The 19,330-nt window shown below is 44.3% G+C and carries 18 protein-coding genes and 1 other annotated feature; of the genes, 17 read left to right on the top strand and 1 reads right to left on the bottom strand.

Going from position 1 to position 19,330, the window contains the following annotated elements:
• The first annotated feature begins 221 nt into the window (after positions 1-221).
• The 13 genes from gtfA to DYE66_RS05550 all read left to right on the top strand — a co-directional run bounded on the left by gtfA (position 222) and on the right by DYE66_RS05550 (position 16,815).
• The gene (gene gtfA, locus DYE66_RS05490; protein WP_003000147.1) at positions 222-1,838 is read left to right on the top strand and encodes an accessory Sec system glycosyltransferase GtfA; all 1,617 of its coding nucleotides are present in this window, start codon (positions 222-224) and stop codon (positions 1,836-1,838) included.
• Positions 1,835-4,003, top strand: a complete 2,169-nt coding sequence (gtfB, locus tag DYE66_RS05495) for an accessory Sec system glycosylation chaperone GtfB (protein ID WP_003000434.1) — start codon at positions 1,835-1,837, stop codon at positions 4,001-4,003. Before gtfA ends, gtfB begins: the two co-directional genes overlap by 4 nt.
• Positions 4,004-4,392: 389 nt before the next feature.
• Positions 4,393-5,325: a HindIII family type II restriction endonuclease gene (locus DYE66_RS05500; RefSeq protein ID WP_002999751.1), complete on the top strand. Its 933-nt coding sequence runs from the start codon at positions 4,393-4,395 to the stop codon at positions 5,323-5,325.
• Positions 5,303-6,193, top strand: a complete 891-nt coding sequence (locus DYE66_RS05505) for a DNA-methyltransferase (RefSeq protein ID WP_003000263.1) — start codon at positions 5,303-5,305, stop codon at positions 6,191-6,193. The genes DYE66_RS05500 and DYE66_RS05505 overlap by 23 nt, the downstream gene beginning before the upstream one ends.
• A 223-nt stretch (positions 6,194-6,416) precedes the next feature.
• On the top strand, positions 6,417-7,550 hold the full coding sequence (gene hemW / locus DYE66_RS05510) for a radical SAM family heme chaperone HemW (RefSeq protein ID WP_003000522.1): 1,134 nt from the start codon (positions 6,417-6,419) through the stop codon (positions 7,548-7,550).
• A gap of 454 nt (positions 7,551-8,004) precedes the next feature.
• Positions 8,005-8,742 (top strand): acyl-ACP thioesterase domain-containing protein, encoded by a 738-nt coding sequence (locus DYE66_RS05515; protein ID WP_003000465.1) that lies wholly within the window; start codon positions 8,005-8,007, stop codon positions 8,740-8,742.
• Between the two features lie 116 nt (positions 8,743-8,858).
• Positions 8,859-9,623, top strand: coding sequence for a TIGR01457 family HAD-type hydrolase (locus DYE66_RS05520; RefSeq protein WP_003000064.1), 765 nt, complete (start codon positions 8,859-8,861; stop codon positions 9,621-9,623).
• Positions 9,624-10,271, top strand: coding sequence for a TIGR01906 family membrane protein (locus DYE66_RS05525; RefSeq protein WP_003000283.1), 648 nt, complete (start codon positions 9,624-9,626; stop codon positions 10,269-10,271).
• A gap of 160 nt (positions 10,272-10,431) precedes the next feature.
• Positions 10,432-10,848, top strand: coding sequence for a nucleoside-diphosphate kinase (ndk, locus tag DYE66_RS05530; protein WP_002999932.1), 417 nt, complete (start codon positions 10,432-10,434; stop codon positions 10,846-10,848).
• A 165-nt stretch (positions 10,849-11,013) separates the two neighbouring features.
• Positions 11,014-12,840 (top strand): translation elongation factor 4, encoded by a 1,827-nt coding sequence (gene lepA, locus DYE66_RS05535; protein WP_002999844.1) that lies wholly within the window; start codon positions 11,014-11,016, stop codon positions 12,838-12,840.
• Positions 12,841-12,983: 143 nt separating this feature from the next.
• Positions 12,984-13,352, top strand: a complete 369-nt coding sequence (locus DYE66_RS05540) for an ACT domain-containing protein (protein ID WP_003000462.1) — start codon at positions 12,984-12,986, stop codon at positions 13,350-13,352.
• A gap of 189 nt (positions 13,353-13,541) precedes the next feature.
• Positions 13,542-16,181: a GBS Bsp-like repeat-containing protein gene (locus DYE66_RS05545; RefSeq protein WP_003000151.1), complete on the top strand. Its 2,640-nt coding sequence runs from the start codon at positions 13,542-13,544 to the stop codon at positions 16,179-16,181.
• A gap of 130 nt (positions 16,182-16,311) precedes the next feature.
• Positions 16,312-16,815 carry an EbsA family protein gene (locus DYE66_RS05550; protein WP_003000179.1) on the top strand — a complete coding sequence of 168 codons (504 nt, stop codon included), beginning with the start codon at positions 16,312-16,314 and terminating at the stop codon, positions 16,813-16,815.
• Here DYE66_RS05550 and DYE66_RS05555 read toward each other — a convergent pair.
• The gene (locus tag DYE66_RS05555; RefSeq protein WP_002999943.1) at positions 16,799-16,996 is read right to left on the bottom strand and encodes a ferredoxin; all 198 of its coding nucleotides are present in this window, start codon (positions 16,994-16,996) and stop codon (positions 16,799-16,801) included. The two genes, DYE66_RS05550 and DYE66_RS05555, sit on opposite strands and share 17 nt — an antisense overlap.
• A 229-nt stretch (positions 16,997-17,225) precedes the next feature.
• On the opposite strand from DYE66_RS05555, the gene DYE66_RS05560 reads away from it, so the two are divergent.
• From DYE66_RS05560 to rpmI, 4 genes are all read left to right on the top strand, one after another.
• Positions 17,226-17,699 carry an SAG1386/EF1546 family surface-associated protein gene (locus tag DYE66_RS05560; RefSeq protein WP_420893814.1) on the top strand — a complete coding sequence of 158 codons (474 nt, stop codon included), beginning with the start codon at positions 17,226-17,228 and terminating at the stop codon, positions 17,697-17,699.
• A 1-nt stretch (position 17,700) separates the two neighbouring features.
• Positions 17,701-18,381, top strand: a complete 681-nt coding sequence (cmk, locus tag DYE66_RS05565; RefSeq protein ID WP_003000367.1) for a (d)CMP kinase — start codon at positions 17,701-17,703, stop codon at positions 18,379-18,381.
• A 23-nt stretch (positions 18,382-18,404) separates the two neighbouring features.
• Positions 18,405-18,533, top strand: a sequence feature (ribosomal protein L20 leader region).
• 14 nt (positions 18,534-18,547) lie between these two features.
• Positions 18,548-19,081, top strand: coding sequence for a translation initiation factor IF-3 (infC, locus tag DYE66_RS05570; protein WP_029237140.1), 534 nt, complete (start codon positions 18,548-18,550; stop codon positions 19,079-19,081).
• A 36-nt stretch (positions 19,082-19,117) separates the two neighbouring features.
• On the top strand, positions 19,118-19,318 hold the full coding sequence (rpmI, locus tag DYE66_RS05575; RefSeq protein WP_002962762.1) for a 50S ribosomal protein L35: 201 nt from the start codon (positions 19,118-19,120) through the stop codon (positions 19,316-19,318).
• The last annotated feature ends 12 nt before the right edge of the window (positions 19,319-19,330 follow it).

A 19,330-nucleotide genomic window follows, 5' to 3' on the forward strand; every position in this document is an offset into this window, starting at 1 on the left:
TTATGGTATGATGAAGGGTGCAGAGAAAAGCAAAGGAAAAGCTGAATAGAGGCCCTCTTAAGGCCAAGTTTTGCCCATCTTTTGCTTTTCCATCTAGCCTAGCTAGTCAGAAAAAAGCCTGCTTGTGACAAAAGCTGAGGTTCAGGTCAAGTCCTGAGCCGATCGATCCTGGAGAAACTCTAGGCTCGATGAATTGTCCCAAGCCCATTAGAAAGGTCACCATGACAATTTATAATATCAATTTAGGAATTGGCTGGGCCTCCAGCGGGGTTGAGTATGCCCAGGCCTACCGCTCCAAAGTCTTTAAAAATCTTGGACTGGATGCCAAGTTTGTCTTTACCGATTTTTTCAGCCAGGATAATATCGTTGACATGACCCGCAATGTCGGTTTTAGTGATGACCAGATTATCTGGCTCTATAGTTACTTTACCGACCAAGAGCCAGCACCGACCACCCTGACCGAAAGCGACCTCAAGGCTCAGTTTACCAGAGAAATTACCAAGGTTGACCGTGAAGACAAGCTGGTTCGTTTCTATTTTGGCAATCGCGATTTTGCCACGGCCTATTATTGTCGCCACAGCAAGGAAATCATCCATCGAATTGAATTCGTTTCCAATGGGAATCTGGTTCGCAAGGATTTCTACAATAATGGCAAGACCTTGTCCTTTACAGAATTTTACGCCCCCAAGGATAATGCGGCCAAGCTCTACAAGCGGACCTTTTACAATCTCAACGGTAGTGTGGCCTATGATGAGATTACCGATGGGGACCAGCCTTTCTATCGCTTTCCCAATCGGATTCTCTACTCCAAGGAAGAATTGGTCGCCTACTTTATGGAAAAATTGGCCCTGAGCGCTGATGACTTGGTCCTTCTTGACCGCTCAACCGGTATCGGACAAGCAGTCTTTCGTCAGGTTAAGCCAGCCAAGCTGGGCGTGGTGGTTCATGCCGAGCACTATAGTGAAAATGGCACCAATGCCAACTCGGTCCTTTGGAATAACTACTATGACTTCCAGTTTACCAATGCTGATAGTGTCGATGTCTTTATCGTGGCTACTGACCGCCAAAAAGAAATCCTCAGTCAACAGTTCCTGATTTATAAGCATCAGGAGCCTAGGATTGTTACTATTCCGGTCGGTTCTCTTGATGAAATCAAGGAGCCTAAGAGTCCACGGATTCCTTTCTCGGTCATGACAGCCTCTCGTTTGGCTACCGAAAAACATGTTGACTGGCTGATTGAAGCTGTCGTTGAAGCCCATGAAGTGGTACCAGATATTAACTTTGACATTTATGGTTCTGGTAGTGAAGAAGCCAAGTTGCGGCAAATCATTGAAGAAAAGGGGGCCAAGGACTATATCCAGCTTCTGGGTCACCAGGATTTGAGCCACACCTATATGCACCACGAGGTCTATCTCTCGGGCTCCAAGAGTGAAGGTTTTGGCCTGACCCTGATGGAGGCTATTGGTTCCGGTCTTCCTCTGATTGGCTTTGATGCCCGCTACGGTAATCAGAACTTTATTAAGGACGAAGAAAATGGCTACCTGATTCCCATTTCAGAATTGGATACCGACCAGGAAATTGTCGAAAGCCTCAGTACCAAGATTGTCCAAATTTTCACCTTGGCCAATCTGGACAGCATGCACCGAGTATCTTACGACCTAGCCAAGAACTATCTAACCGACAAGGTCGAAGCCAAGTGGCAGCAACTGATTGCAGACCTGATTCAGCCACAGCCTTCGGCCCTAGACAAGAGTCAGACTGCTGAGGCCAGTCAGTCCCAGGATAAGGACCAAAAGGATGAGACCGACCCGACCAAAGAGAAGGAGCTTGAGCAATGATTAACCTTTTTGAAAATTATAATCAAGACAGCTGGGACCTCCATTATTCCCTCATCCTGTCGGGCTATCAAAATACTACCATTGCCATCAACGACAATGGTTTCCTGCCTGATGATGTGACCTCTCCCTTCCTCTTTTTCACCGGCTTTGTCAATGCCACAGGCAAGCCTCTGCATTTCAATGAGATTCCTGTGCCTAAGTTTTGGGAAATCAAGGCCACCAATTCCAGCGGTCAAATTTTTGACCTCAATAAAAAACGGGCCAACATCCATTTCTCTAAGCCAACTCACAATCGCTTTGTCCAATCGGTTGACTGGCTGGACGAGGCGGGCAAGATTCGCTCGACCGACCACTACAATAAGTACGGTTACCGTTTTGCCCAAACCATCTACAATCGTGATAGTCAAGCCGTTCAGAAGTCCTATTACGACAAGTCTGGCAAGGAAGTTCTGATGGAAAACTATGTGACTGGCGATTTGGTTTTGGAGCACGAAGGCAAGATTTATATCTTCAAGTCCAAGGCTGATTTTGTCACCTACTATATCCAGGCTTCAGGTTACGATTTGGACCGAATCATTTTTAACACCTTGGGTCTTCCCTTCCTAGTCAAATACCAACTCCACCAAGAAGGCGATGACGTCCTTTTCTGGCAGGAGCCCATTGGCGATAGCCTGCCTTATAATATGCAGCTCCTCCTCAAGCCAGATGCAGAGCGCAAAACCAAGATTATCGTCCAGGATGCCAATACCTACGAGAAAATCTTGAGGATGGTGACCCCAGAGCAAAGGGAAGCCTTCACCTATGTCGGCCTCCTCTATCCTTTCCAAAGGGATAATCAGGCCCGCAAGGAAGCCTTGATTTTGACCAATTCTGACCAGTTGGATTATGTAGAAAATATCATTGAAGATTTCCCGGACATGACCCTGCATATTGCGGCCATTACGGAAATGTCCAGCAGGCTCCTCAGTCTGGGGCGCTTCAGCAATGTCCACCTCTATCCTAATGTGACCAATATGACGGTCCGCCAGCTCTTTGGTCGTTCGGATATCTATCTGGACATCAACCAGGGCAATGAGATTCTTTCGGCCATTCGGACAGCCTTTGAAAGTCGCCAGTTGATTATGGGCTTTAAGGAGCGGATGCACAATCCACGCTACTCGGCACCAGAGTTCTTCTTTGACCTGGGCAATTATGCTAGCTTTAGAGATAAGCTCCGCAATGTACTGGGCAATCGAGCAGCAATTACCCTGGATCTCCAGGCCCAATACAAGGCAGCCAACCTAGCCTTGCCAGCAGACTACCGTCGGGAGCTGGGAGAGCCTGCCCCAAGACCAGTCGCAGAAGCCAAGTCCCAAGTCCAAGAGACAGTTGTCCCAACCAATCCATCTCCTGAAAGTCAAGAAAAAGAAGATTTCCCAACTCAAGAAGATGCGCAAGTTGACCAAACTCTTGAGACCCATGGAGTAGCCCCAGAAGCTGGGCAAACCCCTGTCAATCAGGAGAAACCAGCCGGACAAACCTTATCCCCTGATAATCAGAAAGCAAGTGGTGGAACTCCCCAGTCACCTGAAAGGCAAAGCGAGGCTCTAGGAGATCAACCGACCCCTGAGAACCAAGAAGGACCTCTTGAAGCTGGTCAGATTCCCCCAGTTGAGGAAGTGGGCACAGATGGGTTAGAGCTAGGAGAGGAAGAGCAATCGGTCCAAACTGGCCAAAATCCATCCCTTGAAGCCAAAGAGTCTTTACAAGAAACAATGGCTAGTCCAGCCCTTGAAGAAGCCCCCACATATCTTCAAACAGATGAGGCAGATGACCAAGCCAACCGAAATCTTAAGCTAGACCTTTCGCTAAATCCAGAGATGGCTGACACTCAAGCAGTCCCAAACCTTGAGGCGCAAGAGTTTGTCCTAGGGCAAGACTTGCCAGCTGACCAAGAGGAGCCATCCATCCAGGAGCAGGTCTCCACCCTCCTCAAAGATGAAGAAAACACCTACACCTTTGATTTATCTCAGGAGGTTTCTCTAGACGATGAACAAGTGGTAGAGTATTCGGCTCCTAACCTTGAAGATGTGGAACTAGAAGACTCCGAGCAAGATGACTCAGTCGAGCAACCTTCTGTTGACCTAGAGCCCAAGACCGTGGAAAGGGAAACTCCAGCAGATTAGCCAGATTAAAGATGAAAAAAGCAATCCAAATTGGGTTGCTTTTTTATATGATTAATGAGAAATATAGTGTCATCTAGTTTTATTTAAGTATGATATAATAAAAAAGCTAGTTAAGAAAGATAAGTTTTTGAGCTTTGAAAGTTAATTTGACGAGAGAAAAAATTCTTTTTTTAAAAAAATATTATGTCATGAGGAGAATGCCATGCTACAATCATTAGCACAGCACAGCACAGCACAGCACAGCACAGCACAGCACAGCACAGCACAGCACAGCACAGCACAGCACTTAGTCAAGGTTAATTCGTTAACCTCTTTTTATGATACAAAAAATATAGCAGAGCACACTCTATTAGTGTGTTCTGCTTTTTGTGTCTGAAAGGAGAATAACGATGAATAAAAAAGAGGATAAAAATATAGAAAAATCTACTTTTCAAAAATTACTTTGCCTAATTCACGAATTATCAACTTCTAGTTTGGATTTTAAAAAGTCAAGTGAACAATTGGAAAGTTTTATTAATCAACAGTCCAATAAAGGTATGGTTGAGTTGGTTCGTTCCATTGGAATTTTACCAGAAGCAATAAAAACAAGTTCTTCCCAAGAAAAACTTTTCTCAAAAGCTGGGGATATTGTTCTTTCGAGAGCTTTACAACTATTGAATTTGAATGCTAAGCCCTTAGAAGAGAGGGGAAATGCTGGTGATGTTGTCGCACAATCCGTTGAATACAATTATGGATTAGTGGCAGATGCGAAATCATTTAGGTTGAGCCGTACGGCGAAAAATCAGAAAGATTTTAAAGTAAAAGCCCTTAGTGAGTGGAGAGGAGATAAGGACTATGCCGTCCTAGTAGCACCATTTTTTCAATATCCAACCAAAAATAGTCAGATTTTTAAACAGTCTTTGGATGAGAATGTTTTGCTCTTTAGTTGGGAACATTTATCGGTTTTACTACAATTAGATATTACAGAAACTTCCACATTTACCCTTGAACAGCTTTGGAATTTTCCATTGAAGCATAGCAAAAAGACGACAGTTTATAGTTCCGAAAGTAATTTTATGACAGAGTTTAATAATTACTTTATTGAACTATTTAAATTGGAAAGAAGTCGACTTCATGAGTTACTACAAGAAGAGATATTGAACATTAAACTAAGATCAAATGATGAAAGTGATCACTGGAAACAGGAGATTGAAAGAGTAAAATCATTGACTAAAGATGAAGCCATAGAAGAGCTTTTGAAAGAAATTAATATCTCTGCAAAATTAAACACTATTAATAAATTTGTTGAGGGGCTAGAAAATGAAGATCGATTGTTTTTATAATGAAGATAGCATAGTAGGTTTAAGTAGGATTCCTACCAATTCAATTCATTCTATTATTTCAGACATTCCGTACGGTATCGATTATGATGAGTGGGATGTTCTTCATTCTAATACGAATAGTGGATTGGGTGGTAGTTCTCTTTCACAAACTAAAAATAAACTTTTCAAAAGAAGAGGAAAACCATTGAATGGTTGGTCTGAAGCGGACAAACAAAGACCACTAGAATATCAAAATTGGGTTTCTTCTTGGTCCAAAGAATGGTTCCGGGTTTTAAAGCCAGGGGGCAGTGCTTTTGTTTTTGCTGGAAGGAAATATTCACACAGAGTCATAATTGCTCTTGAAGAAGCTGGATTCACATTTAAAGATATGTTGAGTTGGGAGAGAGATAAGGCTCCGCATAGAGCACAACGTCTGTCGAAGATTTATGAACGTAGAGGAGATTATGAAAATCAAAAAAATTGGGAGGGTTGGCGAGTTGCAAATTTAAGACCATTATTTGAGCCAATATTATGGTTACAAAAGCCTTATAAAACAGGAGGTACAATTGCAAATAATGTCTTAGAAAATGGCGTAGGTGCATGGTATGAAGATGCCTTGAAAAAATGGAATATTAATCAAGACATGTCAAATCAGTCTAATATGATAAAGGTTGAGTTTCAACCAGATGATAGGAAATACCATACTACACAGAAGCCGATTAATTTAATGAAGCTATTAGTGGAGCTTGTTACAGTAGAGGGGCAAGTTATTTTGGATCCATTTGCAGGTAGTGCTACAACTCTATTGGCAGCCAAAGAGCTTCATAGGAAATATATAGGATTTGAGAAAGATACAAAAATATTTGAAAGTGGATTAAGCAGATTGTAGTTTGCTGATTCTTTTCTCATATTACGATACTTCGCTATAAAAAAATATTAGTTTTTTTAGAACTTATGCTTATTATGTTTTGAGAGAATATTTTGCGATAAATAGTATATTATTAGATTTTATATTGTATTCCTTAAGCTCCCCGCTTTCCATAGTCGGGGGCTTTTTCTTTCCATCAATCCCCTCCCTTAATTTCTCCTTCTGAAAATGCTATAATAGGGCCATGTTTACTAAACCGACCTCTGCCTATGTGCACATCCCTTTTTGCACGCAGATTTGCTACTATTGCGATTTTTCCAAGGTCTTCATCAAGAACCAGCCGGTGGATGATTATTTGCAGGCCTTGCTGGAGGAGTTTCGTTTTTATGATATAAAAAATTTGCGAACCCTCTATATTGGTGGCGGGACCCCGACCGCCCTGTCAGCCTCGCAGTTGGAGGTCCTTCTGTTGGGCTTACAGGAGAGTTTGGATTTGTCGGCTCTGGAAGAATTCACCATTGAAGCCAATCCCGGTGATTTGACGGCAGATAAGGTTGAAGTTTTGCAAAAATCAGCCGTCAACCGAGTCTCTCTGGGCGTGCAGACCTTTGATGATAAGGAGCTCAAGCGCATCGGCCGCAGTCACAATGAGGCTCAAATTTACCAGTCGGTCTCAGCCCTCAAGCAGGCTGGTTTTGACAATATTTCCATCGACCTCATCTACGCCCTGCCAGGGCAAACCATGGATCAGGTCAAGACCAATGTCAAAAAGGCTCTGGCTCTGGATATTCCCCACCTCAGTCTCTACAGTCTGATTCTGGAGAATCACACGGTCTTTATGAATAAGATGCGTCGTGGTCGGCTCCACCTGCCCAATGAAGATGTCGAGAGCGACATGTTCACCTATATTATTGACGAGCTGGAGAAACACGGCTTTGAGCACTACGAGATTTCCAATTTCACCAAGCCAGGCTACGAGAGCCGGCACAATCTGGTCTACTGGGATAATGTCGAGTATTACGGCCTAGGAGCAGGGGCTTCAGGCTATCTGGATGGTGTCCGCTACCGCAATCGTGGCCCTATTCAGCACTACCTCAAGGCCGTTGCGCAAGCCGGTCATGCTCGCTTGCATGAGGAAAAATTGACCAAGTCCGAGCAGATGGAAGAGGAAATTTTCTTAGGCCTTCGCAAGAAATCAGGCATTTCTATCAATCGTTTTCAGGAAAAATTTCAAGAAGACTTCCAACAACGCTATGGTCAGATTGTGGCCGACTTGCTGGCTGACGGTCTCCTTCAAACTCAAGGCGACCAGATCCGCATGACCAAGCGAGGCCTGTTTTTAGGTGACACGGTGGCTGAAAAATTTTTCATTGACTAATACTCAATGAAAATCGAAAGACCCGAGGCAAGGAGCAAAGCTATCAGCCACTTTAGTGGCTTGATAGCTAATGGCACTCTCTATAGCGATTGCCTAGCTTCCTTACTAACCTCACAAAGTTGGTGAAATCGACCAACTTTGTGAGGCATCGCACAAACTGCAGGTAGCTCAAAAGGTCTGGGAGACCTTTTGAGATTGGACATAGGGAAATCTTCGCTTTCTTCAGTAAGTACGGCAAGGTGAGTTAACGATGCGACATGGAGTAAAAACTGTCACTATTACAGTTTTTATGAAATTAGTCAGGGATATAGAAAACTACAATTGTAGTTTTCGTAGTCACTCTAATGAGAAATTATAGAGTGACTTTATCCGTGGGAAAATTTTGATTTTCGAAGAGTATAAGGTGAATGGCCAGACTTTTTGAAACATCTGGCAAACATTAAAAGGAGCATTCATGGGAAAAAAATTTAAGGTGACTTATCAAGTTCCGTTTTACGAAAGCGACATCAATCATCAGATAAAACTCCCCCACCTGCTGTCTTTCGCCCTGCAAGTATCAGGCCTGCAGTCAGAAAGCCTGGGTAATACCGACGATTGGCTTTTGGAGCATTTTAATCTAGTCTGGGTTATTACAGACTATGAGCTGGATATCAAGCGACTGCCCCGCTATGCCGAAACCATTGAGGTGGAGACTGAAGCTATCGCCTATAACAAGCTCTTTTGTTATCGGAAGTTCTATATATACGGTCAAGATGGCCAGCAGATTATTGAGATTTCCTCCACCTTTGTTCTCATGGATTATGATAGCCGCAAGGTGGTGACGGTCAAGGATGAAATTGTTGCCCCCTATGAATCTGAGAAGATAAAAAAATTACTTCGGGGACCAAAATACAAGCCTCTGGAAGAGGCGCAAGAAGCCCGTTTTCATGTTCGTTATTTGGACTTGGATATGAACGGCCATGTCAACAACAGCAAGTATCTGGAGTGGATGTATGAAGCCATGGACCTTGATTTTCTCAAGAGCCATGTCCCTAAGAAAATCCACCTCAAATACCTCAAGGAAATCCATTACGGCAAAGACATCATCACTCGGATGCACCAAGATGGCCTGACTAGCCAGCACGAGATTAAGACCGACCAAGGCCTCCACGCCCAAGCCCAGATAGAGTGGCGGGAGCGTGAACAGCAATAAGAAAGGCATTTTATGGCAGAAGTTGCTTAGCAGCCATGAAAAAAACAAGGTGACTCTCTTGATACAGGAAGGGACTAGACATGCCCCCCGAGAAAGACTTATGATTAGGAGCAAGCATGACTTACAAAGGTTATTTAATTGATTTAGACGGGACCATTTACCGAGGGAAGGAACGGATTCCAGCTGGTGAGCGCTTTATCAAACGCCTGCAGGAGCAAAAAATTCCCTACACCTTGGTGACCAACAATACTATGCGGACCCCGCAGATGGTGCAGAAAATGTTGGCTAAGAATTTTAATGTGGAAACACCGCTAGAAACCATCTACACCGCGACTTTGGCAACTGTTGATTATATGAATGATATGAAGCGAGGCAAGACTGCCTACGTTATCGGAGAAGTTGGCCTCAAGTCAGCTATTGCTGAGGCCGGTTATATGGAGGATAAGGATAACCCAGCCTATGTTGTGGTTGGTCTTGATCGTGGACTGACCTATGAAATGTTGGTAACCGCGACTCTGGCTATCCAAAAAGGAGCTCTCTTTATCGGGACCAATCCTGACCTCAATATTCCAACCGAGCGCGGTCAAGAGCCAGGAGCTGGCGCCATTCAAAATCTCCTGGAGTCAGCGACTCGGGTTAAGCCTGTTATTATCGGTAAACCAGAGGCGGTCATTATCAATAAAGCCTTGGATAGGCTGGGCTTGAGCCGAGATCAGGCAGTTATGGTCGGGGACAATTATATGACCGATATCATGGCAGGGATCAAAAATGATGTGGATACCCTCTTGGTCTTGACAGGCTTCACCAAGCCAGAAGATGTCCCAGGTCTACCCGTTAAACCTAGCCATGTTGTCGATAGCCTAGATGATTGGGAGCTCTAAATGAAAGAAAAAGTAAAATTGGCTGGCTTTGCCTTCTGGCTCTTAAGTCTAGCCATTTTGTTAACTATTTATTTGGCCTGGGTCCTCTATCCTTTAGAAAATCATTGGCTACACCTAGCTAAACTTAGAGGACTGACTAACCACCAGTTGCTCTATAATTTTCACCAGCTGATGAGCTATTTGACCCTGCCTTGGGTGGCTGAGCTCAAGATGGCTGACTTTCCCTCATCGGCCGAGGGACTGGCCCATTTTCGCGATGTTAAGCACCTCTTTCATCTAGATCAGTTGGTCTTTCTAATTAGCCTTCTACCTTCTTGGTTCTATTTCAAGCGCCAGTTGCGAACCAAATCCCTTTGGCTGGCCAGTCGGTTCTTTGCAGCTTTAGCTATTCTACCAGTTTTGCTGGGACTTGTGGCCTTTCTTATCGGATTTGACCAGTTCTTTACCCTTTTTCATCAGCTACTTTTTCCAGGCGCAACCAACTGGCTCTTTAATCCCTACACCGACCCTATCATCTGGGTCCTGCCCGAGGATTATTTTCTCCATTGCTTTATTCTCTTCTTTGTTCTCTATGAAATCATCATGCTGGGCTGTCTCTGGTTGAGCAGAAGAAGCTGGAGAGCTTATCGGAAGAAGTCATCAGCATAATTTCAGGGCCTGAGTTAGGGTTGCTAGATAGACAGATAAAACTTCGAATATCAGTATCTCTTTGGAAAGTTTTTTGAAATGAGTTTCATGATATTTTCTGAAAAACTTGTTATAATAGTTTTCACAACCTAAACTATTACAAGTCTTTGAGGAGTTTATCATGGAAGAAACCTTTTTTATCTTAAAGCCAGATTGTTTGGAGCGGGGCCTGGTTGGTCGAGTTTTAGAGCGAGCAGAAGGGCGTGGTTTGAAAATCACTCGTATGGAGATGCGCCAGATTGACCGTCCTACCTTGGAAAAGCACTATGCGGACTTGGTAGATAAGCCCTTCTTTCCAACTATTTGTGACTTTATGACCAGTGGTCCTGTCCTGATTGGGACTTTGGCAGGAGTAGGTGCGGTGCAAGCTTGGCGAGATATGTTGGGGGCAACCGACCCTAGCCAGGCTCAAGCTGGCACCATTCGGGGTGACTTTGCCCTTGCTGCCTTACCTGGTCAGGCTATTAAAAATATCGCCCACGGTTCTGATTCTTTAGAGTCAGCCCAGAGGGAAGTTGCCATCTGGTTTGATCAGTGATTTATCTTTGAGGCAGGATAAGTTGGGTTGCTCTCCAGAGGAGTGACTGTGTAAAAATATCTGTCCTACCTTGTTTTTATTAAAAAAAATCCTAGAAATCAGTCCTATGCCTAGGCTGATTTTTTGGTATAATAGAGTGACTAAATTCGCCAATAAGGAACAATCATGAACATTCAAGAACTTAAAGAACGGCAGGAGAAGATTCGTAACTTCTCCATCATTGCCCATATTGACCATGGGAAATCAACCCTGGCCGATCGCATTTTGGAACAGACGGAGACGGTTTCTGACCGGGAAATGCAGGCTCAGCTATTGGATAGCATGGACTTGGAGCGCGAGCGTGGTATCACCATCAAGCTCAATGCCGTCCAGCTCAATTACACCGCTAAGGATGGGGAGACCTATATTTTCCACCTGATTGACACGCCGGGGCATGTCGATTTCACCTACGAAGTCTCACGCTCTTTAGCTGCCTGTGAAGGAGCCGTCTTGGTGGTGGATGCGGCTCAGGGGATTGAAGCTCAAACCTTGGCCAATGTCTATCTGGCCTTGGATAATGATCTGGAAATCCTGCCCGTCATCAATAAAATTGACCTGCCAGCAGCGGATCCAGAGCGGGTTCGCCAGGAAATCGAAGATGTTATCGGTCTAGATGCTAGTGAGGCGGTTTTGGCTTCTGCCAAGGCTGGTATTGGTATTGAAGAAATCCTTGAGCAGATTGTTGACAAGGTGCCTGCCCCAGCAGGGGATGTGGAAGCGCCCCTACAGGCCCTAATCTTTGACTCGGTTTACGATGCCTACCGTGGGGTTATCCTCCAGGTGCGGATTGTCAATGGTATGGTCAAACCAGGGGATAAAATCCAGCTCATGTCTAACGGTAAGACCTTTGATGTGACTGAGGTGGGAATTTTCACGCCTAAGGCTGTCGGCCGTGACTATTTGGCGACCGGTGATGTTGGCTATATTGCAGCTTCCATCAAGACTGTGGCCGACACTCGGGTCGGGGATACCATTACCCTAGCTGACCGACCAGCAGACCAGGCCTTGCATGGTTACAAGCAGATGAATTCTATGGTCTTTGCTGGCCTTTATCCGGTTGAGTCCAATAAGTATAATGACCTGCGGGAAGCACTAGAGAAGCTCCAGCTCAATGATGCCAGTCTACAATTTGAACCCGAAACTTCGCAAGCCCTAGGTTTTGGCTTTCGGGCAGGTTTCTTGGGCCTCCTCCATATGGATGTTATCCAGGAACGCTTGGAGCGGGAGTTCAATATCGACCTCATCATGACGGCGCCTTCGGTTGTCTATCATGTCAATACAACCGATGGTGAACTTTTGGAAGTTTCCAACCCTTCTGAATTTCCTGACCTAACCAAGGTCGATTCCATTGAAGAGCCCTTTGTTAAGGCTCAGATTATGGTTCCTCAGGAATATGTCGGGGCGGTTATGGAACTCTGCCAGCGCAAGCGGGGCGATTTCGTCACTATGGAATACATTGATGACAATCGGGTCAATGTTATCTACCAGATTCCTCTAGCAGAAATCGTCTTTGATTTCTTTGATAAGCTCAAGTCTTCGACACGTGGTTATGCTAGCTTTGACTATGAAATTTCTGAGTATCGCAGTTCCAAATTGGTTAAGATGGATATCCTCCTCAATGGCGACAAGGTTGATGCCCTCAGCTTCATTGTCCACAGTGAATTTGCCTATGAGCGAGGCAAGTTAATTGTTGAAAAGCTCAAGAAAATCATCCCCCGTCAACAGTTTGAAGTGCCTATCCAGGCTGCCATTGGGCAAAAGATTGTCGCTCGTTCCGACATCAAGGCCCTGCGTAAGAATGTCCTGGCCAAGTGTTACGGCGGTGACGTTTCTCGAAAACGTAAACTCTTGGAAAAACAAAAGGCTGGTAAAAAACGCATGAAGGCCATTGGATCAGTCGAAGTGCCTCAAGAGGCCTTCCTATCTGTCTTGTCCATGGACGAAGATGATTAAAATTGAAGAGCGAGGAGGTTCAGTCAAGCAAGCCTTGGCTAGTTAACTATTAATCAAAAGTTGGTGGCAACTGGCCTGTCTTTAATAGGTCATGATAATTGGGTCGGCAAGCGTAGCCGGCCCTTTCTCATAAGGAGGACCCAATGCAAATAAAAGCACTGAAAGAAAATTTTGCCGTCTGTCAATTGGCAGACTTTTCCCAAGTTGATTTCGCTTCTCCCTTTGTTTTTCTCGCTCAGACAGACCAGGAGAAGTCCTTAGTCTGTCCAGAGGCTTTAGTTCCTGATAATGTCAGCAAGGTTGACCCTAGCTGGCGAGCCTTTCGAATTAAAGGGGTGCTGGATTTTTCCTTGATTGGCATTTTAGCAAAGATTTCCAACATTTTGGCCGAAAATCAAATTAGCATCTTTGCCTTGTCAACCTACAATACAGACTATCTATTGACTAAGGCAGACCAATTTGAACGGGCTATCCATCTTTTAGCGACCCAGGGATATGAAATTCTGGTTTAAGTCATTATTAACCCGAAAACTTTATGATGGATAGGATTGACAAATTAAATGTCAAGATATGTAACTCTTAAGCAAGTCGTAGAAAAATAGGAAAATCTAAGAATTGCCCAAAATCTAAGCAAGGAGAAGATTTTATCTTTTTTCAAAGACTTGTAGGCGAATTCGATTAAGTAAAAAGGATGAGAGAGAATGCGAAAAAAAATGTACAAGGTCAAAAAGCACTGGGTCATTGCTAGTGCGGCCGCTTTAACAGTATTGGGGACCAGCGGTCTAGTAGCTGCTGATGAGCAGAGCTATCCGCAAACGGGGGCAAGTAGGGAGCTTGCCTCGGTTTCGACGGATCCATCGGTGACGGCGACTGATACGCAAGATTCGCCTAAGTCTGTAGAAAATACTAGTCAGCCTGCTTCGACAAGCACCCTTGATGACAGCAGCCAAGAAGGGCAAAACCAATTGGTTGATGAAACCAGCCAGTCCAGTCAGTCAGAACCAGCAGGTTCTGAAACCATCAGCGATTGGGAAACTGATAACCAATCAGCTTCGGAGGTCCAATCCAGTCAAAGAGATTCAGAAGCTCAGATACAAGCACCTGCCTCAACTAATCAAGTAGACCCTTCAGATGAGGAAGACCAGCTGCAAGTAGCAGATCAAACCATCAATGAAGGTTCAAGAGTTCTTCGAGCCAGTGCTGGGGCGACAGTTGCGCGCGCTACTGCAGCTGGTCAATCCAGCTCGGAAGTCACCAGCGCCTCTGTATCTGGCAAGACCTTGATCATCCATTACAACCGCTCCATTGCAAGCAATGAAGCCCTTTATTTTGCGGTTTGGACTGAGGAAAATGACCAAGATGATATGGTTTGGTATCAGGCCAATGCTCAAGGTGCTGCCTACATTGATTTATCTAAGCACCGTTTTTATGGAAAATATATTATTCATACTTATTCCGTCATTAATGGTCAAAATATTGGTCGCAATGCCACCAGCATTATGGTTAACCCACCAAAGATTTCCAGCAAAATTGAAGCGACCTCAAATGGCGATTACAAGCTGACTGTTGGCAATGTTTCTAGCGATATAACGGAAGTTTTTGTGCCAGTCTGGTCGGATAAAAACGACCAGGATGACATGATTTGGTACCATGCGGACAAGGTGAATGCCAATACCTATTCACTGACCATTAAGCCAGCTAATCACCACAATGATTTTGACCACTACAGCGTTCATATCTATGGCCAAAGTTCGATTACGAGAGGTCTGATTGGCCTGAGTGCAACACCTGGCTTTGAGCGCAAGGAAACGGCTTCTAGCAGCAAGGTTGCTCCCCAAAATAAGGTCAGGGCAAGTCTAGGTGCCAATGGCATTCAACTTCATTTAGATACAAATGAAGCCGCTGACCTCTCTAATATTTACTTTGCAGTTTGGTCCCAGGTTGGTGATCAAGATGACATCCACTGGTATCCTGCTGATGGGTCACTTTCAGCCTTGGCGCCTTACAGCAATCACTCAGGCTACGGAACCTATCATATTCATACCTATGCCAATAAAAATAGCAAGTTTGTAGGAATCAATACCACCAGCATAGAGGTTCCGTCACCGAGCGCTTCAGCTAAAATTAGCAAGCAAGACGATGCCACTTATAATGTCAAGATTGACAAGGTTTCAAGTTATATCACCTCGGTCCTAGTTCCTGTCTGGACACAAAAAAATGACCAAGATGATATCGTTTGGTACCCTGCAAGTAAGCAGAGCGATGGCAGTTATAGCGCCACCATCAAGTTGAAAGATCATAACTTTGAATCTGGAAAATACCTGGTCCATCTCTACGGTTATTCTAGTTTAGAAGGGGGACGTTTGGTTGGCCTAGGAGCGACTGATTTCACCGTAACGGCTACCGTCACGCCTGCTGTGGTTTGGCCGAGCGTAGCGGATCATAATCCTGCTGCTGGTAGTCTCCGAGTTGTCCTCAACGAGACCGATACTTCCAAAAAGGCCAAGAGTATGGATGTAGCTGTCTGGTCAGAAGAAAATCAGGCTAATATTCATTGGTATAGTGCGGATGTGCAAAATGGTAAGGCTAGCGTTCAAGTTGATGAGCAGTACCATGGCATGATTTCTGGTAGCTACACTATCCATGTCTATGTCAACTATCAAGATGGTAGCCGGACTGGCTTTAACCTAGGTCAATACGACTTAAATAAGGAAAGAGCCAATGGCTACTTCATTGATGTCAGCAGCTATAACTACAATATTTCTGTAGATAGTTACCGTGCGCTCAAATCGCGTGGGATTACAGGGGTTGTCGTAAAATTGACCGAAGGAAATTCCTACATCAATCCTTATGCAGCTAGCCAAATTGCCAATGCTAAGGCTGCTGGACTCAAGGTCTCTGCCTACCATTTTGCTCGTTATAAAAATGCTGACGAGGCCAGAAGCGAAGCCGCTTACTTTGTCAATGTTGCCAAGTCCTATGGCTTGGACTCCAGCACAGCCATGGTAGATGACATTGAGCACAGCGATGTCTTGAGCAATGTCAACAGCAATACCTCGGTCTGGACCCAGACCATGAAGAGTCTAGGCTACAATAATCTGCTCTACTACACCATGGCCAACTGGTTGGACACCCGAGGCGGAAGTTTCTCAACCAGCCAGGTTGGTATAGAAAATATGTGGATTGCCCATTATGTCAAGGGTTATAGTGAAATGTCTGAAGACGAAGCGGCCAACTATAATTATTATAATAATGCTGCCGCTTGGCAGTACACCAGCGTTTCGAAAGCCCTAGGCGCTAATGTCGACCAAAGTATTGACTACAGCGGTCGCCTGTCTTAAATAAAAGAAATAGGTTGGAAGACAATTCTGACCTTTTTGTTTAGCTATGGATTCCGAAAAAGATGTTTTTTCAGTTTAGATAGGAAATCTCTGCTTTTTATGGTAGAATATGTTGGTATGGAGGGGCTCAATGATAAAAATATTTGGCAAAGTTAGATACCATTGGCAACCGGAATTGTCTTGGTCCATCATGTACTGGTCCATTACCTTTATTCCGATTTTTATTGCCATGTCTATGTTTCGTGAGCAAGTTTCGGTTCCTTGGGTGGGCTTAACCTTTATTGCAATCTTTATGACTTTTGTTGGCCTAGGTTTCCATCGTTATTTCATCATTAGCGAGGATAACAAGCTCTGGATTATTTCCTTCAATATTTTTAGGCCACTCAAGGTCGATATTGCTAGCATCAAGCGAGTTGAAGTCACCAAGTCTACCTTGGCCTTGATTTTCACCAACGGGAAATCACGTCTCTTTTATATGCGCAAGTGGCCCAAAAAGTATTTCTTGGATGACTTGGCCCTCAATTCGGCCTTTAAGGGAGACGTTGAACTCTTAGACCATTCAGAAAGCTTGGATTACTTTAAACTGTATCAAAACGACAAAAAAGAAAAGCCCTCACTTAGGAATCACTTCTGAGGGCTTTCGTTGGACAAGATTTAACAGCTAAGCGATTAGCTGGGCTATCTGGAAGAATTTGTCTAAGCTGGTCACTGTTTGAAAATTTGACAATGCCATCATCGTGATAATCAAAGGCATCAGAATAAGTCTGGCAGAGACCGCAAGCAATACATTTTTCTGGAATAATAGAGACTTTCATAGTATTATTTTAGTACGCTTTTATTAATTTTACAAGGGAGGACAGTATGTCGAAAAAACCATGGGAAACGCCAATCGAAGAAAGAGATGAGGAAAAGATTGAAGAGGTTGAGAAGTTTGACGATTTAGAGGAGCAAGAGGAGCTTGCTCCTGATGAAACCGAAAAAGTAGCGGAACAAGAGCTTCTTCAAGACCAATTAGATGAAGATGAAGTTGATGATGACGATGACATTATCATTGGTAGACGTCATTCAGCGACCAGTCGCTCCAAGGCTGGTCAAAGTCGTGGCTCTTTTGTCAGCACCCCGGTTCTGACTATTTTACTAAGCGTCTTCTTTGTGGTTGTGGTTACCATTCTCTTTTTCGTCTTCTACACCTCTAACGGTGGAAGTAATGAAACCAAGGCAACCTCAAGCTTCTACGGAGCCTCTAAGTCCAGCGCTAAGCAAGAGTCAAGTAGTAGCCAGGAAGCTTCTACAAGCTCTGAATCTGACTCGGAGGCCACTTCTGACTCTTCATCAACTGACGAGTCTTCTTCATCCTCTGCTGATGGCGATACGATTACCGTTCAACAAGGTGAAGGGGAAGCAGCCATTGCTGCCCGAGCTGGTATTTCTGTTGAAAAACTCAGGGAGCTTAACCCTGATCACATGACCCAAGGTTACTGGTACGCTAACCCAGGTGACGAGGTTCACATTAACTAAGATGAAAACAATTAGAATTGCGATTGACGGACCAGCTTCTAGCGGTAAGAGTACGGTAGCCAAGATTTTGGCAAAGAAGCTGGGCTACACCTATTTGGATACTGGGGCTATGTACCGCTGTGCCACCTATTTGGCTCTTCAAAATGGTTTAGATGCCAGTCAGGTCGATACCCTCTTGACCTTGATTGAAGAAAATCCCATCAACTTTGGCAAGGCCGCTGACGGTAGTCAAATAGTCAGCCTGGCTGGTCAAGATGTTACCCTTGCCATTCGGCAAAATGATGTCACCAACAATGTTTCGGCTATCTCAGCTATCCCGGAGGTGCGAGAAAAGCTGGTTGATGAACAGAGACGAATTGCTGCTGATAGTGGTATTATCATGGATGGCCGGGATATTGGAACCGTTGTCCTCCCTGATGCGGAACTTAAGATTTTCTTGGTGGCTTCTGTCGAAGAGAGAGCCGAGCGTCGCTTCAAGGAAAACCAAGAAAAAGGAATTACTAGCGACTTTGAGACCCTCAAGCAGGAAATTGCGGATCGGGATTACAAAGATAGCCATCGTAAGTTTTCTCCCCTTAAGGCAGCGGATGATGCCATCACCCTTGATACAACTGGAGTTTCGATTCAGGGTGTGGTTGACTTCATTTTAGAAAAAGCGAAGAAAATTATTGACAGAGGCTAGTGGGCGTGTTATACTACTAACAATGAGAAAAGCAGAAGTGAGAGCTTCTCGCCTTGCGACTAACGTTGTCTGGCTCTACATGTCAAGTTTCATTTTATGAAATATTACTGTAGTGCGGGCTTGCGTTGGCAAGTCCGCTTTCGTTTTTCTCTAAAAAAATGAAGAGGTGAAAATCATCGCAAAAAAAGATTTATTCATAAATGATGAAATTCGCGTTCGGGAAGTTCGTCTTGTGGGGCTTGAGGGAGAACAACTGGGCATTAAGCCTCTGTCTGAAGCTCAGGCAGTAGCAGATGATGCCAATGTTGACCTAGTCTTGATCCAACCGCAAGCGACCCCACCAGTTGCTAAGATTATGGACTATGGAAAGTTCAAGTTTGAGTATCAAAAGAAACAAAAGGAACAGCGCAAAAAGCAAAGCACTGTAACGGTTAAGGAGATTCGTCTCAGTCCTGTTATTGATAAGGGCGACTTTGAGACCAAACTTCGCAATGGCCGTAAGTTCTTGCAAAAGGGCAATAAGGTCAAGGTTTCTATCCGTTTTCGTGGACGGATGATTACTCACAAGGATATTGGAGCCCAAGTCTTGGCGGACTTCGCTGAAGCGACTCAGGATATCGCTATCATCGAGCAACGTGCTAAGATGGATGGCCGTCAAATGTTTATGCAGTTGGCACCAATCCCTGACAAGAAAAAATAGGATTGGTTACCATAAAATTTAAGAGGAGAAATTAAAATGCCAAAACAAAAAACTCACCGTGCATCAGCAAAACGTTTTAAACGTACAGGTAAGGGTGGATTGAAACGCTTCCGCGCTTATACTTCCCACCGTTTCCATGGTAAGACTAAAAAGCAACGTCGTCATCTTCGTAAAGCAGCTATGGTGCATTCTGGAGACTTCAAGCGTATTAAAGCTATGTTGTCACAAATGAAATAAGATAACGATTGC

This window comes from Streptococcus downei MFe28 (genome assembly GCF_900459175.1).
Classification (GTDB): domain Bacteria; phylum Bacillota; class Bacilli; order Lactobacillales; family Streptococcaceae; genus Streptococcus; species Streptococcus downei.

Bases quoted from the DNA above. Each gene is read 5' to 3' on its own strand.
- lepA (WP_002999844.1), top strand. From the start codon at position 11,014: ATGAACATTCAAGAACTTAAAGAACGGCAGGAGAAGATTCGTAACTTC.
- cmk (WP_003000367.1), top strand. From the start codon at position 17,701: ATGAAAACAATTAGAATTGCGATTGACGGACCAGCTTCTAGCGGTAAG.
- DYE66_RS05540 (WP_003000462.1), top strand. From the start codon at position 12,984: ATGCAAATAAAAGCACTGAAAGAAAATTTTGCCGTCTGTCAATTGGCA.
- DYE66_RS05520 (WP_003000064.1), top strand. From the start codon at position 8,859: ATGACTTACAAAGGTTATTTAATTGATTTAGACGGGACCATTTACCGA.
- DYE66_RS05555 (WP_002999943.1), bottom strand. From the start codon at position 16,996: ATGAAAGTCTCTATTATTCCAGAAAAATGTATTGCTTGCGGTCTCTGC.
- gtfA (WP_003000147.1), top strand. From the start codon at position 222: ATGACAATTTATAATATCAATTTAGGAATTGGCTGGGCCTCCAGCGGG.
- ndk (WP_002999932.1), top strand. From the start codon at position 10,432: ATGGAAGAAACCTTTTTTATCTTAAAGCCAGATTGTTTGGAGCGGGGC.
- DYE66_RS05545 (WP_003000151.1), top strand. From the start codon at position 13,542: ATGCGAAAAAAAATGTACAAGGTCAAAAAGCACTGGGTCATTGCTAGT.
- DYE66_RS05500 (WP_002999751.1), top strand. From the start codon at position 4,393: ATGAATAAAAAAGAGGATAAAAATATAGAAAAATCTACTTTTCAAAAA.
- hemW (WP_003000522.1), top strand. From the start codon at position 6,417: ATGTTTACTAAACCGACCTCTGCCTATGTGCACATCCCTTTTTGCACG.
- DYE66_RS05515 (WP_003000465.1), top strand. From the start codon at position 8,005: ATGGGAAAAAAATTTAAGGTGACTTATCAAGTTCCGTTTTACGAAAGC.
- DYE66_RS05525 (WP_003000283.1), top strand. From the start codon at position 9,624: ATGAAAGAAAAAGTAAAATTGGCTGGCTTTGCCTTCTGGCTCTTAAGT.
- gtfB (WP_003000434.1), top strand. From the start codon at position 1,835: ATGATTAACCTTTTTGAAAATTATAATCAAGACAGCTGGGACCTCCAT.
- rpmI (WP_002962762.1), top strand. From the start codon at position 19,118: ATGCCAAAACAAAAAACTCACCGTGCATCAGCAAAACGTTTTAAACGT.
- DYE66_RS05550 (WP_003000179.1), top strand. From the start codon at position 16,312: ATGATAAAAATATTTGGCAAAGTTAGATACCATTGGCAACCGGAATTG.
- DYE66_RS05505 (WP_003000263.1), top strand. From the start codon at position 5,303: ATGAAGATCGATTGTTTTTATAATGAAGATAGCATAGTAGGTTTAAGT.